Source organism: Enterococcus sp. DIV1089c (assembly GCF_050530965.1).
GTDB classification, from domain to species: Bacteria; Bacillota; Bacilli; order Lactobacillales; family Enterococcaceae; genus Enterococcus_B; species Enterococcus_B hirae.
Genome location: NZ_CP172888.1, coordinates 478,003 through 493,065 on the forward strand (window position 1 = coordinate 478,003; position 15,063 = coordinate 493,065).

Consider the following 15,063-nt stretch of genomic DNA (forward strand, 5'->3'; position numbering starts at 1 on the left):
TGGAGGGAAATAAAATCGATGATTGAAGTACCAATTCGAAAAGAAATTTTAACCTACCAAGAAAAATTGTTTTTTGGCGTTTCGTTAAGACAATTTATCTCTGCTGTTGTAACGTTGCTTTTGATTGTTCCTCTGGGCATTTTAAATTATGTCAGTTGGAAGTATCCGATTGATGATATCGGGATCGTTTTTATGGTACTCAGTGCCCCTATCTTGTCAGTGGGCTGGCTGACACCTAATCACTTACCTTTAGAAAAGTATGTGCAGATTCGATGGAATTATTTTCAGTTGGCGAATTATTATACTTATCCTATTGTAGAGGAGTTGTATTCAAATGCCATGGTGGGTCAAAGGAGTAAGCGTGCCGAAAGAAAACAAGTTGAGTACGGAAACTAATAATAAAAAATTTATTCGTTTGATGCAAAAACAAAAGAAAAAAAGAGGGCAATATCAAAAAAAGTTAGCGCCAAAGCGTAATGTCCAAGATTTGTTGCGTTATGAAAAAATGTTTGAAAGTGGCATTTGTGAAATTGTGCCTAATTATTATTCCAAAAGTGTTCGATTTTCAGATGTTAATTATCAAATTGCTCAACAAGACGAACAATTGTTGATTTTCCAAAAATATGGCGAACTATTGAACAGTCTTGATGATACGATCCATCTAACAATCACGATCTTAAAAAAAAGAGTTGAGCTTGATGAGATGACGGATAAGCTTTTTTATGAGAGTAAAGGCGATCAACATGATAGCTATCGTGAAGAAGTCAATCAGATGCTTCTTCAAAAAATCAATGAAGGGGAGAATCGTTTTACAAAAGAAAACTATTTGACTTTCAGTACTCCAGCCAATCACTTAGAGCAGGCAAAACAATTATTGGGACGAATCGAAAAGAATTTAATCGGAAATTTGGAAGAAATTGGCTCAACGGTTGACCCATTAGACGGTTTAAAGCGTCTAAAATTGGTCAATCAGTTGTTGAAATCATCGGAACACTTTCAATTTAACTATTCCGATTTAGTCTTTAATCATCTTTCAACAAAAGCTGTGATTGCTCCTTCCAGTTTTAATTTTAAAAAGAAAAACTATTTTGAAATCAATGAGGAATATGCCCAGATTCTTTACCTAAAAGACTATCCAGCTAGATTGTCAGATAAACTCATGGCAGAATTGATGGAAATACCCGAAGAAATCACGTTATCGATCCACATTGATCCAGTCGGGGCTGAGCAAGCCAATCATCTGGTTCAAATAAAAAAAGCCTATATGGAAGGAGACAAAGTTGCTGCTCAAAGAAAAGCAACTCAAAAAGGCTACGATCCTTATACAAGTATTCCATATGAATTAACCAATAGTATCAATGAAGCTAATTTATTATTAGATGATTTGTTAAAAGAAGGACAGAACTTATTTTTCGTTTCGGTTTTTGTCTATTTCAGAACAAACACAAAAGAAAAATTGACTGATATAGCCGAACGAATTTTGAGTATTGCCAGAAAAAATGGTTGTGGCTTTCATTATTTGGATTATCTACAACTAGAAGGGATGAATTCCGTCCTTCCATTTGGAAAAAATTGGATAACAACCCGCCGAACATTGACTACAGCAAGTGCAGCTATCTTTATTCCATTTACTGCGCAAGAACTTGACCACGAGGAGGGTAAATACTATGGAATGAATGAGCTAACGAAAAATGTAGTTCGGATCAATCGGAAACGGTTGAATACCCCAAGTGGAATGATTTTAGGTAGTTCAGGCTCAGGAAAAGGGGTAGCCAAAAAATATGAAGAAATTACTACACTACTAAAAAATCCAACAGACGAAATCATCTCGATTGATCCTGAAGATGAAGATACATTAATTGGGCAAACTTTTGATGCGCAAATTGTTAAAATTGCACCAAACACCGATACATTTATCAATCTATTGGATATCACAGATGATTTAAGTGGGGAAGTTGATCCAGTAAAATTAAAATCCGACTTTTTGTTAACAGCATTTGAAGCTTTGATCGGTGGACAATCGGGTTTGAATTCCGCACAACGTTCCATCATTGATCGTGTGACTCGCTTGACTTATTTTAACTATTTTCATTCTCAGGACAAGCAAATGCCAACATTAGCGAAGGAATGGTTTACGTTGCTCAAAGAACAGCCGGAAAAAGAAGCGCAGGCACTAGTATTAGACTTAGAATTATATATTGAAGGTTCTTTAGCGATTTTTTCCCATACGACAAATATTGAGTTAAATAAGCGTTTTATCATCTACAACACCAAAGAGTTAGGAAGTTAGTTAAAAACATTTGGGATGATGGTAGTTTTAGAGCAAGTATGGAATCGGGTGGTACGTAATCGGGATCGAGGGATCACTACGTGGATTTACATTGATGAAATGCAGTTGATGCTAAATGATCCTTACTGTGAAAGTTATTTTTTTGAATTATGGAGTCGTATCCGAAAGTGGGGAGCAATTCCTACAGGGATCACGCAAAATGTGGAGACGTTACTGCTTTCAGATAAAGCACGGAGGATGCTAAGCAACACTGAATTTATCATTATGCTAAAACAGGCTAAAAGTGATCTGGACGAACTTTCTACTCTTTTTCGTCTTTCTACTCAACAACAAAAACACTTGATGCATCCGCCAAAAGGTGCAGGGTTGATACGTGCAGGTCATGCAATCGTGCCTTTTTCTAATACCGTTGATTCAACCACAAGATTATATGAATTAATCACGACTGATCCCGAGGAACGGATAAAAAGAAAACAGGAACAATCCGATGAATAAATCTAATTGGAACAAACGAGACAACGAGTATCGGAAAATTTTTCTATCAAGTAGCTTGAATCAATCGATAAAACGGAGCGTTACAAATAAAATGTTAGTTCCCTTCAGAAAAAAGCATCGTAAGTTCTTAGCTGTTCAGCCCAATAAATGGCATTTTTTTAGATCACTCATGGTTCTTAGTTGTGTATTACTATTCTTACTGACGATAGGGATAACCAGTGTCATTTATTCGAGTGTACCCAATATCAATGAATTTGAATTAACAAATATTTGGACGTACATGACTCATTTGGATGTTGAAAAAAATCGAGTGCTTCGTCAGCAGCATAACATTATTAAAATCAACGGACAGATGGGGATGACACAAGACATGAATTTGGTTTCTAATATTGATGAAGTATTGTCTTATTTGGGTATTTGTTATGAGAATGTGGAACTCGAAAATCCAGTAATCAAAGCGAAAATCCATGAGATCCATGATAACTTATGGTCCCTTCATGCAAAAGGGAACGAAGCAACATTAACAACAAAATATTTTACTCAGATCATTGAATGGACAGAAGAATTGAAAGAACGATTGAATGCTGGTTCAACGATTGGTCGTTATCGTCAATTGATGGAACTACAATCGCCATTTAAGGAAGATCATCGATTAATGGTCAATCAAAGATATGGTTACTTTCTCGATGGCCAAGAAAAAAAGCTATTTCAGGGAATCCAATTACAAGCTGAGAAAAATATAGAATTATATGCTCCGATGGCTGGGAAAACGACTGTGACTGATCAGTCAATCGTGATCCAATTCAATAATCGACAGCTTGTCTTAAAGAATGTTTCACCATTAGTCAATCATGACCAAGAAGTCGTTTCGGGAGAATTGATTGGAACTGTAGCGAAAGAAAATGAATTAACCATTGAATATTCCAAAAATGGACAATCAGTAAATCCAAGTTTTTATTTTGAAGAAGTAGCATATTCGGAAACATTCCAATTAGACTCTGGTAATCAAAACACGTCATTTGATGAATGGACATTTCGGCAATTAATTCTGCTTAAGTGTCATGCGTTTAGCGATCGAGCAGATAAAATTTTACAAGAAGCAAAAAGAAACGGCATCTCACCGGTGATCTTAGCGGCGATCATGATTCATGAAAGTGCCTGGGGAACTAGTAAAGGAATCTTAGAAAAAAATAACCCAGCTGGTCTAATGAATGATCAAGGTTTAATTTCATATCGTACGTTAGACGAAGGAATCGAAGCAACTGGTCGAACACTTAAAAAGCTGATTATTGACCAACAACGAGTAACTGTCGAACAATTAGGAGCGGTCTATTGCCCGATTGATGCGACAAATGATCCCATGGGTCTCAATCATTATTGGGTGCCTGCGATCAAACAATTAATGGTGCAATTGGGTGGAAAGCAAGAGATGGGATTGCTGTGGGAGCGATTCTCTGACTTTCATGAGGCTCTTTTAGCTAAAGCACAAAGTCTTCATCAAAAAGGTGTGTATTATTCTCAGGGAAACCAAAGAGGCGTATTTCCTTATCACGATTGCTCGTCTTACGTAATTTGGGTGTTGAATGAAATGGGACTAAATGTACCGTTGGGAAATACAGAAACACTTTATGGTTTGGAAGGACAACTTCTCTATCCGATCAACTATTCCGAAGTACAAGCAGGTGACTTATTTATTTGGGGAGAAAAAGGTAATTCGTCGGGCGATTTTGGGCATACAGGATTCTTTTTAGATGCTGGTGGAAAAACGATTATTCACTGTACACCCGCTACGAAAAAAGGATTTAGTCAAAATGGTGATGTCGTCATTACTCCATTTGCAGGGTATTATGGTGATCCACAACTGGCACCAGTTTACTTTTATCGAATCGTAGGGAGCGGGTAAAAATCAGAAATAAACATCAATTATTTACAACGATTGCTTGTTTGGTTATCAGTAGCAGTATAGCCGTAAGTATTGGATATACTTTTGGTAAAAAGAACACACAGCAAGAAGCAAATAACCGTATACCTGTTGCTCATTTCTCGGAACAACAGGTCAATGATTTTTTACGCTCGTATTTTACTTTCACAGAGTACGGGGATAATTATTTGAATTATGAGAAATTTTTAGCAAAACAAGCGAAAATTGCTGAAGAAGAAAGCAGAAAGCAAAGCGATTTTTTTCCACAATTTTTTGGACATTCTCGTTTTATAAAAAGTAAGAATTTTATACGTCACGTGAATGACCAACAAATTGAAGTGATTGCCAACGTCACAAGGACGATTGATAGTTTGAATCAAGAAGGTAAGTCTACTAAAACACTTGAGAATGAAGGGCTGTTTCAAATTTGGTATGTGTTTGATTCAGCTACAAAACACTTTTTGGTGGAAAGGTATCAACCAATAGAGATAGCTGAAAAGGAATCGAAAGAATACGCAGAATGAAAATACCGGTTTTGTCCATCACTTTTGGTAAATGAAAAGGATGTCTATCTATGGCAAGAGAAACTGTACTGATTGATCATGTCAAAAGGCTAGAAATCGAAGAAGAGCGTCTACCGATTTTCGAGGCCCTCATTTTATTAGAAGAGGTCAATAAACAAACGATCCTTAATAAAAGCATAGGTAGTTGTCGTATTCGGATTTACAATCATAAAAATCACCTTCTTCATTCAATGGAATTACAATTTCCGTTAAAGGATGCCATAGAAGAAATAATCAGTGGGCAATATCAGATAGTCCGAAGTAAAAAGAAGACGACAAAAAGTAAAGCAGCGATACGCACGAAAAAAGCAATTAAGTATGGTGAACCTAGCAGATCAACCAAAGGAAAATTACTATCTTTGATTCCCACGATCAAAAGGGTCTGGTTTATTGTGGTGATTGTTTTCAGTCTTTTCATAGGCATTAGCGTAATGTGGCCACACTTTATTACGAAAGTAGATCAAAAAGAAATTACCACGACAGAGGAGCAGGAGTGGGCAAAATTAATCGAAGCGCAAGCCTATCTTCAAGCGGCAACGGAATATCCAGAAAAGCGTCATGAATTGATCGACTATTTGACAGAGCAACAAGAATTTACATGGTTGAAAGAGATCAATGAATATTACCCCACCGCAGATGCACAATTTGATTTGGCTTTTTTTGAAAAAAATTGGGAAGTAGTTATTGAAACGTCCCCAGAAAATTTATCTGACAAAAGAAAAGTGATGCTTGCATTTGCTTACATTGAATTAGAACAATTGGCCGAAGCAGAGATATTAAATAAATATTTAGAAAGTGAAGAACTATCAAAAAAGTTAGACCAAAATTATTTACAGAAAGGGCTGTTTTTTTTAAAACAGAAGAAGATTGCAGAAACAACGAAACATTTAGAATTGATCCAAGAGGAAGAAGTGAAAAAAATATTACAAACTTATATCGAACAAGCTTCCATCATTATTGATTTTATTGAGTTATACCAGCAAAATGAAGATCCGGAAAATCAATTATTGTGGGAACAACGATTAGAAATGATTGGTCAATCAGACATCAATGATAGGGAATGAGTGGTCTTGGATTCAGTTGTTATTTGTCGAAGGGTAACTAATTAAGGGGAATAGAATAATAAAAAAGAAAAACTGATTGGCAAATTAGCTAAAATTATTAGTTAAAAAATAGTGTTGAAGTGTTAATGAAAAGAGGTAACGGCAGAAAAGTTAGTTCGCTTTTTCAAACGATTCTTTCTTATCGTCAGTGAAGTCATTTGTTTTTCCAATCGTATCCCAAGGTAATAATCATTACTTGATCAAAAATAGGCCAAAGAATATCAGAAATCAGAGCAGTGATTTTCGTATTCTTTGGCTCAATTATTAAAGTTTGCTATTTCTGTTGTGGTGTTGCGCTTGTTACTATTGATTCATTTCCAATCACAATCCAGCAAATATTTATGGTAACAAAAGTTATGTTTTATGCTAAAGATTCGACTGGTAAATCAAGTTCTGTTCCATAACGTTGTTTAAGTGCTAAACGAATCAATCGTTCCGCAAGATTCTCATTTCGGGCAAGAATCGGTCCGTGGAAATAAGAGCCAAAAACATTTTTATAAATGACGCCTTCGGATTGGTCTTCACCATTATTTCCGTGACCTTGAACGACTTTTCCTAAAGGTCGTTCGCCTTCCCCTAAGAATGTCCGCCCATTGTGGTTTTCAAAGCCATAATAGGTTTCATTAAACTCTTCATTATAGATAACGATATCGCCGATAAAACGATTATTTTCTTGACTTAAGGTGTAATGGTCTAATGCACTAATTCCTTGGATTTTTTCTCCATTGGCACCCACATAATAGTGTCCAAGGAATTGGTACCCGCCACAGATAGCTAACATCACACCATCATTTTCAATGTAGTTTGTTAGTGCTGCTTTTTTTTCTTGGATATCTTTTGAAATGATCAGTTGCTCATAATCTTGTCCGCCACCAAAAAAGACTAAATCATATTTATCTACTTCAAATGGTTCATGCAGACTGACAATTTCGGTATGACAGGTCACACCTAATTTTTTAGCGACATATTTAAGCATCAATAGATTGCCGTTATCTCCATAAGTATTCATCAAATTACCGTAGAGATGGGCGATATTCAATTCATAATTAGGCATGATTCATCCCTCCTTTGATAAATCCTTGATTCGCTAATTCTTTTCGTAATTGAAGAACTGCTGTATAGGTAGCTAGGATGTAGACGTGTTCGGTCGGTAATTGTTTGATATTTTTAATGACTTCATTCAGTTCCTTTGTTTCGATGATCTTATCTTCAGGGATTCCTGCAACTTTTAGACGTAACGACATATCGGTATGACGATCCCCACCAGCGATCACTGCAGGAATATCCATATCAGCAAAATGTTCAAAATTCCCGTCCCAGATCCAACTAACGTCAATTCCATCTGCATAGTTTGCATTTAATAAAGCAACTAGTGAGAATGGATAAGGGGCTAAGCCGATCATATCGATGACTTGATTGATCCCAACAGGATTTTTAACAAGTACGAGTGTACATTTTTTACCATTGATATCAATGATTTCTTGACGACCAAATATTTTTTCGTCGTATCCTAGGCCTTGCTTGATTTTTTCAGGGGTTACCCCAAAATATTCAGCTACCGCTGTGGCAGCTAACGCGTTGTAGACATTGTACATCCCGCCCACTTCAATTCCATAGTTATGACCATCAATCGTAAAATCAGCTGAGACATTGTCCATGCGCAACATATCCGTTAGACGATAATCAAGTTCAGGACGTTTAAAGTCACAGTTTGGACAATAGTATTTCCCTAAATTTGCATACGTGATCATCTTGTAATGTAAAATATGATGACATTTAGGACAGAGCACACCATCCGTATTATAATGAGCCATTTGTTCATGGTCTTCTTCATGATCAAACCCATAATATTGGCGAGGATTGATTGTTTCCACAGAGTTGAAGATTGGCGAATCTCCATTACTGATAATTGTGGCATCAGGTGATTTCACCGCTCCGTCTACAATCATTTTGTAAGTGGTATAGATTTCTCCGTAACGATCCATTTGATCACGGAAAATGTTTGTAAATAAAAATAGTTCAGGCTTCATGTATTCAGTTACTTTACTCAAACTTGCTTCATCGATTTCTAAAACAGCGAATTTTTTTTGCCCTTTTTTAGGTTTGGCTTGCAAAAAAGTAGAAACGATTCCTTGAACCATATTTGCCCCAGTTGGGTTGGTTAATACTTCATCAAATTGTTGCCGTAATATATTAACTGTCAAAGCAGTTGTCAATGTCTTTCCGTTTGTTCCAGTAACGACAACCACTTGATAATCTTTTGCAAGACTGTCTAAAATGTGTGGGTCGATTTTAAGTGCAAGTTTACCTGGTAAACTTGATCCTCCTTTAAAGAAGGTTTTTAATGCCCATTGTGATGTTTTACCAACAGCAATCGCAAATTGACTGCGTACTCCCATTATGTAACCTCCATAAAACGTCTTAACGACGAGTAAATTCAATTAATCATACCATATGTTCAAAAAAAGGTTAAATTGCTTTTCTTTTTTTTAAGAAATGGTTGCGATTCTCTTGTCTAACAACGATTGGTACTAGGCTTGATTGTTTATTTGAAGTTTCGTTTAGTCTAAGAATAGCCCCAACGGATAACAGTTGATTTTTTAGGAATAACTATAGTGGATTAATAGTTGTTTTTGATTGTCTGAAAAAAGAGTGTACATTGTTCGCTTAAAAAAGAATAATCCAGTTTGTCTAAGGTTTCGATAATAAAGTGGATCATTGTTTCACTTGTGCTTTTTTCTTCTGTACAGTAAATCAGAATGTTCTCAAAATAAATACGATATAATTTAAAGATTGCATCTTCAGTTCCGGTGGTTAATTCCTTTAAATGACTGAGCGCATCTTTTGCTAAAAAGAAATTCCCATAGGAAATAAAATGACCGCAACTATTAAGAAGCAACGTCAAATAAATTTTTTTACCAGCGGGATATTCTTGATAGATCTGAATTTTTTTTAATGAATTTTTATAGAAAATTTGTTGCTGTTCTTCTGAAAAGTAATTCAAGGTGTTGGTATAAATTTTGATTTCTTGTAGTGTCCATGTTTCGATGGATTTTAAATAATCAACAAGGAACTCCAAGGTCTCATTGTCTATTTGATGGTCGCTCAATTGATCATGGCCAATTTTAGTTAAAGCGTTTAGGAGCTGACTTTTTTTATCTTTTGAAGTGGTTGTCGTTTGATAGATTTCAAAGAGCTTTTCTAAGTCCTTTGTATTAGAAGCCAATTCATATTGTTTCCATAAATTTTGTGAAGAAGAGTGATAATAGTCATATAAAAAGATAAATTCTTCCACATCTACCAGCAATCGCTCCAACACTTGAGCTAAAAGTCGGAAAGACAAGTCATGGTTTCCTTTTTCAAATTCAATGCAATAAGATTTTGTTACGATTCCTGAATAGATTTCCTTTTGAGAAAAACCTTTATCTAATCGGATTTTTCGTATTAACTGACCATACTCCATAGTATCTCTCCATCAAAATTATTTTATGTGTTTATGTAATGAAGTAATAGTAGCAAAAAATTTGTCAAAATTCTAAGAAAGATACTTTTGGAAAAGTGACCAGAAAAGCGACTGAAAGAGAAATTAGTAAAGTTAGACGAGGGGGGGTATCCGCACGTTTCTTATAACAAATAAGTACGAATGAAGGTTAAGTGGAGTTCAAAAAAACTAATTATTCGCATATTTATTGTGTTTATGGTCAGGTTATTTTTAGATACAAAGTACCAAAAGTATTAAATATAGGACTATAAAAGAATTTTCATTCGTAGATGATTATACTATGGAAAATTAAAGGAAAACATTCATGATAAATCATTGGAAATCTGTCAATGATGAAGGCTTGTTTGAGGAGATGGGGCAGTATAAAAGACACGTAAACAATACTCATGTGAAGGGTCGTCAGCGACTAATCAATGAACAAATGATAATTATTTAAGGGAAGAGGAACAAGAAATATGACAAAAAGAATTACAGAACCAAATAATCAAGTCCTTAGAATAATGATTGCTTTTGGAGTATTAGGGGCAGGGTTCTATGGGTTGACTCAGGTTGACTTTTATTATATTCAGTTTAGTTTTCTTGTCATTAGTGGTTTAGTAAGCTATTTACTGGTATTTGGTTTTGTTGGTGTGAGGCAATTATTTAGTACACCTAAACGATTTATAAAAACATTCTTGCTGATTTTAGTTGGTTCACAAATTTATGGTATGTTGGCTTCGATGATCATGGGAATACTGGCACAGTTGTTAGATATTCAGACGAAAGCAAATAGTGCGCAAGATAATCCTTGGTGGTTTTTTGTATTTATTTTACCAATTGCTTTACTGGGAGAAGAACTATTTTCGATCACTATTTTTGATACTTTACGTAAAAAAATGGGGATCAATACTAAGGTGGCATCATTGCTCACAGCAATTATTTTTGGACTGATTCATTTTGAAACTTATCTAGGAAGTTCAGCGTTGTTCACGATTGTGCAAGTCATCTTAGTTCAAGGAGGAATTAGACTTTGGTTTAACCAAGCCTATTTAAAAACAAAGTCATTGAATACTAGTTGGGCAGTGCATTATGCTTTTGATTTAATTGCTTTTGTTTTAGGAAGTTTATTATCCTCTTAGACAAATAAGAACAAAGCTTTCAGTACAAATAAATAACCCGAAGTGGCCGAAAATAGCTTTTCTATTTTCTGACTACTTTGGGTTATTTTTATTAGAGCGACACAGGATGCATTTTTGTATACTAAATACAGATTCAGCCTTTCAAGGTTTGTCGATTGTCTGAAATTTTACCCAATGATGATTTTTTCAGTAGGGTATTCGTAGCCTAAATCTCGTGTTTCTTTTGGAACAAATAACATCAAAGTATACAACATACCGATACGACCGATAAACATTAAAGTTGCGATCGTGATTTTCCCAATTACTGACAAGTTCCCAGTAATTCCCAGGGATAAGCCAGTGGTTCCGAAGGCTGAAGTTACTTCAACGATAATTGCAATTAAAGGCTGATTTTCTGTAGCTGATAAAAAGACGATACAGAAAAAACACATACCAAGAGATAACATAAATACAACGACTGACTTACGCACATCATCATTATCGATTCGACGACCAAAAATATTGATGTTGTCTTCGCTTTTAAGGAAAGAGTAGAGATAAAGACCAATAATTGCTACGGTCGTTGTACGAATCCCACCACCTACCGAACTGGGGCTACATCCAATGAACATTAATAAAGAAAAAACGATCAATGTAGTGATTTGGAAATTACCCAAATCATGGATTTGTAAGCCAGCATTACGAGTAGTCATAGAGTAAAACATAGAATTGATCCACTTGACACTTAAACTAGAATCTTGAAAAAGATGGTCTTTTTCAAGTAAAAAGATTAACAGCGTCCCACCAACAAATAAGATGATAAAGGCTAAAACCGCTAATTTTGTAAATAAGGAAAAGCGAAACGGTAATTTTGCTTTTGAGCGTTTATACAAAATCCATTCACGAAATTCCATCAAAACAGGAAATCCTATCCCACCAATAAAAATCAAAAACATGATAACAAATAGGAACAGATAGTCATGTGCAAACGGCTCGATTGAGTTTCCTGTGACATCGAAACCCGAATTGGTCACAGCAGAAATCGATTGGTAAAATCCATAGAAAAGAGCATCCCGCCAATGATCAAAGTAGCCTCGATAATAGAAATAAATGGAAAAGAAAGCGCCAAAAAGGACTTGGAACCACAACAAAATTACAAAGGTGATACGAATCAAACGAACAATACCAGATAATCGTGGCTGATTCATATCCGTCATGATCAGTTGTCGCTGTCGTAACGTGATTCTTCGTTTAGAAAAGATAATAAAAGCAGTAGAGATCATCATAATCCCTAATCCACCTACTTGGAATAGTATTTCAAGTAAGATTACCCCGTTATCATTAAAAGCCGAATTAATATCAAATGTGGACAATCCCGTTACACTGATTGTACTGATCGCCATGAAAAGCATATCGATAAAAGGTACATGACTATCTGGTTCACGAAAAAAAGGAATGTAAAACAATCCTAAAGAGACAATGGTCATAATAAGATAGTAAAAAACAATGACTTGGATTGAAGAAAAATGACTAGAAGCGTAACGTTCGCTTCGACGTCTTAATTTCCGCATGAAAAGGGTTAATTTCAAGAAACTATCCTCCTTTTTAAAAGTTGTTTCTTTCAGTATACCGAGGTTATAAATAATACTCAAAGAAATCTTAAACAAAATGTACGTTTTCTTTTGATTTGCTATCAAATAGCATATAATTATGGAAGAATTGAAGAATAGCGAGGTCTCCCAATGATTGATGCAAAGGTAATTGTTGAAAAAATGAAAAACCAGAAAATAAATTATGATCGAGTACTACAAAAAATGATCCAACAATGGCAACAAGAAGAAACTCGACCAAAAATATTAATCCATACTTGTTGTGCTCCTTGTAGCACACATACGTTAGAATTTATGTGCCAATTTGCAGAGATTACTTTATTTTTTTCAAATTCTAATATCCATCCTAAAAATGAATATTTAAGAAGACTCCATGAACAAAAGCGATTTGTTGATCAGTTTAACGAGCAAACCAATCATCATGTTCAGCTGATCGTTGATGATTACCGCCCCAGCGAGTTTAATAAAAAGGTCATTACGCAAGGCCTTACGGAAGAAAAAGAAGGTGGCGCAAGATGTAGTGCCTGTTTTAATATGCGTTTAGACCTGGTAGCACAAAAAGCCCAAGAACTTGGTTATGATTATTTTGGGAGTGCATTAACGATCTCACCCAAGAAAAATGCTGCTCTGATCAACCAAATCGGGATGGATATCCAAAAAATTTATGGAACTCATTACTTACCAAGTGATTTTAAGAAAAATAAAGGATATGAGCGATCGATCCAGATGTGTAAAGAGTATGACATTTTTCGTCAGTGTTACTGTGGCTGTGTCTTTGCAGCTAAACAGCAAGGTTGTGATTTAAAGAAAATAAATCAAGAAGCAAAGGATTATTTAGCAAGTTCAAAAATTTCAATTAATTAGCTCTATTATAAAATTTTCAAGAAAACGTAAGAAAAAAATAAGAAATTTATGTTAAGTATAATTAAGTGTCAAAATAAAAGCGATTGATTCGATTGAAAACGAATATTCAGTTTGGTGGAAAAATGAATTTTAGACCAAGCATAAAAAATAATAGTGATGAAAAATAAAACATAAAGGAAGAGATATGATGCGAAAAGTAGCACCTATTTTGAAACCAATAGCAGTCTTAACTATTTCAACAATCGTTGCTACTGCGACCGGTGTTGTCAACAGTTCAAGTTATCGTACCCCTAGTTCAAGTTCGGTGGAAGAAACAACACCAACATCAACACCAGAGACCACATCTAATGAAACGTCGACAACACTGGATCAGACGAATGATTCATCGAGCACATGGGAAGAAAATACGAGTTCAACCAATGAAAATACGTATTCTACAGAGCAACCAAGTAGTTCGAAAGAAAAGTCTGACAAGCAAGGAAGCAGTTCATCCGAAACCAGTGATACGAATGCGATCAATGGAGGAAATCATACAGAACCAAGCTCAAGTTCGTCAACAGTACCAAGTAATACGACACCAAGTACTGAAGGACAAGATAGTGGAGAGGCTACCGTGAAAAATGTAACGCCAACCCAAAATACAGATGGGAAGCAAGTGTATAATCAGCAAGCAGGTGATTCACAATGACAATTTTATTAGATATTATCAATAGCGTGCATAAGTTTTTAGGTTATTTAGATATTAGTCCTAAATATTTAAATCGAGGCTATACGATTTTAAGTGTAATCCCAACGATGTATCTTTTACGGATTATTTATGGACTTTGGCAAAACCAAAATTACTTACAATTTTTCTTGTATGGAATCGGCTTTTTAGTGTTAGTGTATTTTATCATTTTGAATGTATTTTATTACTTTCTGGATAAGAATACCAAAGCGGATGTGACACAATTGTTTGTCAAATATTTACCGGAAGAAGCATTCAATATTCAAACAGAAGAAGCGATGCTGAATAGCGGTGCAATCGACAAAGTGAACACGAAAGAAGTCAGTGTTTCTTATGATGAAGATTATCAATTGCGATTAGCTGAAAACATGCGTTATTTAATCGGGAATGGTGAGATTAAAACAAATGATCTAGGAAGAATGGATGGCTATCTTGTGGATCGTAACACACTTTATCCTTATTATTACGTTAAAAAAGTAGCAGAAAAAGAATATCAGTTGAGTATTGGGCGCAGCTACTCGGATTTAGCCCCTGTTGGAACGATTCTTATGGATTCGGCGGATGAAAAGCTCGAACCAGTTGGGTTGTTTATTGTAGGTGGTGACTTCGTCAAAGAAGGCTTAAGGTATCATGAGCCTTATCGTTTAAAACTTATCGTGAAAAAAGAACAACCAGAAAATGAAGCAATGGTTTACAGTAGAAGTCAACGAAGAAAGCATTCACGAAGTTAATGGATCACGTTGATCAAGACAGGTTGGAAAATTGTGGATGAAAAATGACAGAATCTCCCTTTGAATAATAAAAAAAAAAATAGAGTTATACGTGATGTATTCTTATTCTTTCCTTTACTTTCTAAAAAGGGTAAAATAAAAAAGAACAATAAAAAAATCA

At 35.2% G+C, this 15,063-nt stretch carries 14 protein-coding genes; 10 read left to right on the plus strand and 4 right to left on the minus strand.

The features are described 5' to 3' along the window. Positions 1 to 18 precede the first annotated feature (18 nt). Genes IGL30_RS02270 through IGL30_RS02295 form a run of 6 tightly spaced genes read left to right on the plus strand, consistent with a single transcriptional unit; the run spans position 19 to position 6,333 of the window. Positions 19 to 396, plus strand: a complete 378-nt coding sequence (locus IGL30_RS02270) for a PrgI family protein (RefSeq protein WP_010720014.1) — start codon at positions 19 to 21, stop codon at positions 394 to 396. After that, a complete protein-coding gene (locus tag IGL30_RS02275) occupies positions 335 to 2,290 on the plus strand; it encodes a VirB4-like conjugal transfer ATPase, CD1110 family (protein ID WP_249509658.1) in 1,956 nt (651 codons plus the stop codon). Before IGL30_RS02270 ends, IGL30_RS02275 begins: the two co-directional genes overlap by 62 nt. 15 nt (positions 2,291 to 2,305) lie before the next feature. Further along, entirely contained in the window at positions 2,306 to 2,785 is a 480-nt protein-coding gene (locus tag IGL30_RS02280) for a hypothetical protein (protein ID WP_240210910.1), read from the plus strand. Next, positions 2,778 to 4,688, plus strand: a complete 1,911-nt coding sequence (locus IGL30_RS02285) for a peptidoglycan amidohydrolase family protein (RefSeq protein WP_123875054.1) — start codon at positions 2,778 to 2,780, stop codon at positions 4,686 to 4,688. Before IGL30_RS02280 ends, IGL30_RS02285 begins: the two co-directional genes overlap by 8 nt. A 41-nt stretch (positions 4,689 to 4,729) precedes the next feature. Further along, positions 4,730 to 5,230 carry a hypothetical protein gene (locus IGL30_RS02290; protein ID WP_225428991.1) on the plus strand — a complete coding sequence of 167 codons (501 nt, stop codon included), beginning with the start codon at positions 4,730 to 4,732 and terminating at the stop codon, positions 5,228 to 5,230. Positions 5,231 to 5,280: 50 nt separating this feature from the next. After that, positions 5,281 to 6,333: a hypothetical protein gene (locus tag IGL30_RS02295; protein WP_123875053.1), complete on the plus strand. Its 1,053-nt coding sequence runs from the start codon at positions 5,281 to 5,283 to the stop codon at positions 6,331 to 6,333. A 400-nt stretch (positions 6,334 to 6,733) separates the two neighbouring features. On the opposite strand, the gene IGL30_RS02300 is transcribed toward IGL30_RS02295, so the two are convergent. The 3 genes from IGL30_RS02300 to IGL30_RS02310 all read right to left on the minus strand — a co-directional run bounded on the left by IGL30_RS02300 (position 6,734) and on the right by IGL30_RS02310 (position 9,835). Further along, positions 6,734 to 7,426 carry a type 1 glutamine amidotransferase gene (locus IGL30_RS02300; protein ID WP_123875052.1) on the minus strand — a complete coding sequence of 231 codons (693 nt, stop codon included), beginning with the start codon at positions 7,424 to 7,426 and terminating at the stop codon, positions 6,734 to 6,736. After that, positions 7,419 to 8,771, minus strand: coding sequence for a Mur ligase family protein (locus IGL30_RS02305; protein WP_088745014.1), 1,353 nt, complete (start codon positions 8,769 to 8,771; stop codon positions 7,419 to 7,421). The genes IGL30_RS02300 and IGL30_RS02305 overlap by 8 nt, the downstream gene beginning before the upstream one ends. Before the next feature lie 221 nt (positions 8,772 to 8,992). Continuing rightward, complete coding sequence (locus tag IGL30_RS02310; RefSeq protein ID WP_053765912.1) at positions 8,993 to 9,835, minus strand: helix-turn-helix domain-containing protein; 843 nt, start codon at positions 9,833 to 9,835, stop codon at positions 8,993 to 8,995. A gap of 494 nt (positions 9,836 to 10,329) precedes the next feature. Here IGL30_RS02310 and IGL30_RS02315 point away from each other — a divergent pair, with 494 nt between their 5' ends. After that, positions 10,330 to 10,992 carry a CPBP family intramembrane glutamic endopeptidase gene (locus IGL30_RS02315; protein ID WP_010720006.1) on the plus strand — a complete coding sequence of 221 codons (663 nt, stop codon included), beginning with the start codon at positions 10,330 to 10,332 and terminating at the stop codon, positions 10,990 to 10,992. A 167-nt stretch (positions 10,993 to 11,159) separates the two neighbouring features. Here the strand turns inward: IGL30_RS02315 and IGL30_RS02320 are convergent, their stop codons facing one another. Next, entirely contained in the window at positions 11,160 to 12,542 is a 1,383-nt protein-coding gene (locus IGL30_RS02320) for a TrkH family potassium uptake protein (RefSeq protein WP_375371708.1), read from the minus strand. A gap of 171 nt (positions 12,543 to 12,713) precedes the next feature. Between IGL30_RS02320 and IGL30_RS02325 the strand changes: the two genes are divergently transcribed. From IGL30_RS02325 to IGL30_RS02335, 3 genes are all read left to right on the plus strand, one after another. Continuing rightward, positions 12,714 to 13,445 carry an epoxyqueuosine reductase QueH gene (locus IGL30_RS02325; RefSeq protein WP_430618513.1) on the plus strand — a complete coding sequence of 244 codons (732 nt, stop codon included), beginning with the start codon at positions 12,714 to 12,716 and terminating at the stop codon, positions 13,443 to 13,445. A gap of 187 nt (positions 13,446 to 13,632) precedes the next feature. Continuing rightward, positions 13,633 to 14,133 (plus strand): hypothetical protein, encoded by a 501-nt coding sequence (locus IGL30_RS02330; RefSeq protein ID WP_025480242.1) that lies wholly within the window; start codon positions 13,633 to 13,635, stop codon positions 14,131 to 14,133. Beyond that, the gene (locus IGL30_RS02335) at positions 14,130 to 14,903 is read left to right on the plus strand and encodes a DUF6681 family protein (protein ID WP_010720002.1); all 774 of its coding nucleotides are present in this window, start codon (positions 14,130 to 14,132) and stop codon (positions 14,901 to 14,903) included. The genes IGL30_RS02330 and IGL30_RS02335 overlap by 4 nt, the downstream gene beginning before the upstream one ends. The last annotated feature ends 160 nt before the right edge of the window (positions 14,904 to 15,063 follow it).

Coding starts and splice junctions, on each gene's coding strand:
- IGL30_RS02270 (WP_010720014.1), top strand. CDS start 19: ATGATTGAAGTACCAATTCGAAAAGAAATTTTAACCTACCAAGAAAAA.
- IGL30_RS02275 (WP_249509658.1), top strand. CDS start 335: ATGCCATGGTGGGTCAAAGGAGTAAGCGTGCCGAAAGAAAACAAGTTG.
- IGL30_RS02280 (WP_240210910.1), top strand. CDS start 2,306: ATGATGGTAGTTTTAGAGCAAGTATGGAATCGGGTGGTACGTAATCGG.
- IGL30_RS02285 (WP_123875054.1), top strand. CDS start 2,778: ATGAATAAATCTAATTGGAACAAACGAGACAACGAGTATCGGAAAATT.
- IGL30_RS02295 (WP_123875053.1), top strand. CDS start 5,281: ATGGCAAGAGAAACTGTACTGATTGATCATGTCAAAAGGCTAGAAATC.
- IGL30_RS02300 (WP_123875052.1), bottom strand. CDS start 7,426: ATGCCTAATTATGAATTGAATATCGCCCATCTCTACGGTAATTTGATG.
- IGL30_RS02305 (WP_088745014.1), bottom strand. CDS start 8,771: ATGGGAGTACGCAGTCAATTTGCGATTGCTGTTGGTAAAACATCACAA.
- IGL30_RS02310 (WP_053765912.1), bottom strand. CDS start 9,835: ATGGAGTATGGTCAGTTAATACGAAAAATCCGATTAGATAAAGGTTTT.
- IGL30_RS02315 (WP_010720006.1), top strand. CDS start 10,330: ATGACAAAAAGAATTACAGAACCAAATAATCAAGTCCTTAGAATAATG.
- IGL30_RS02320 (WP_375371708.1), bottom strand. CDS start 12,542: ATGCGGAAATTAAGACGTCGAAGCGAACGTTACGCTTCTAGTCATTTT.
- IGL30_RS02325 (WP_430618513.1), top strand. CDS start 12,714: ATGATTGATGCAAAGGTAATTGTTGAAAAAATGAAAAACCAGAAAATA.
- IGL30_RS02330 (WP_025480242.1), top strand. CDS start 13,633: ATGCGAAAAGTAGCACCTATTTTGAAACCAATAGCAGTCTTAACTATT.
- IGL30_RS02335 (WP_010720002.1), top strand. CDS start 14,130: ATGACAATTTTATTAGATATTATCAATAGCGTGCATAAGTTTTTAGGT.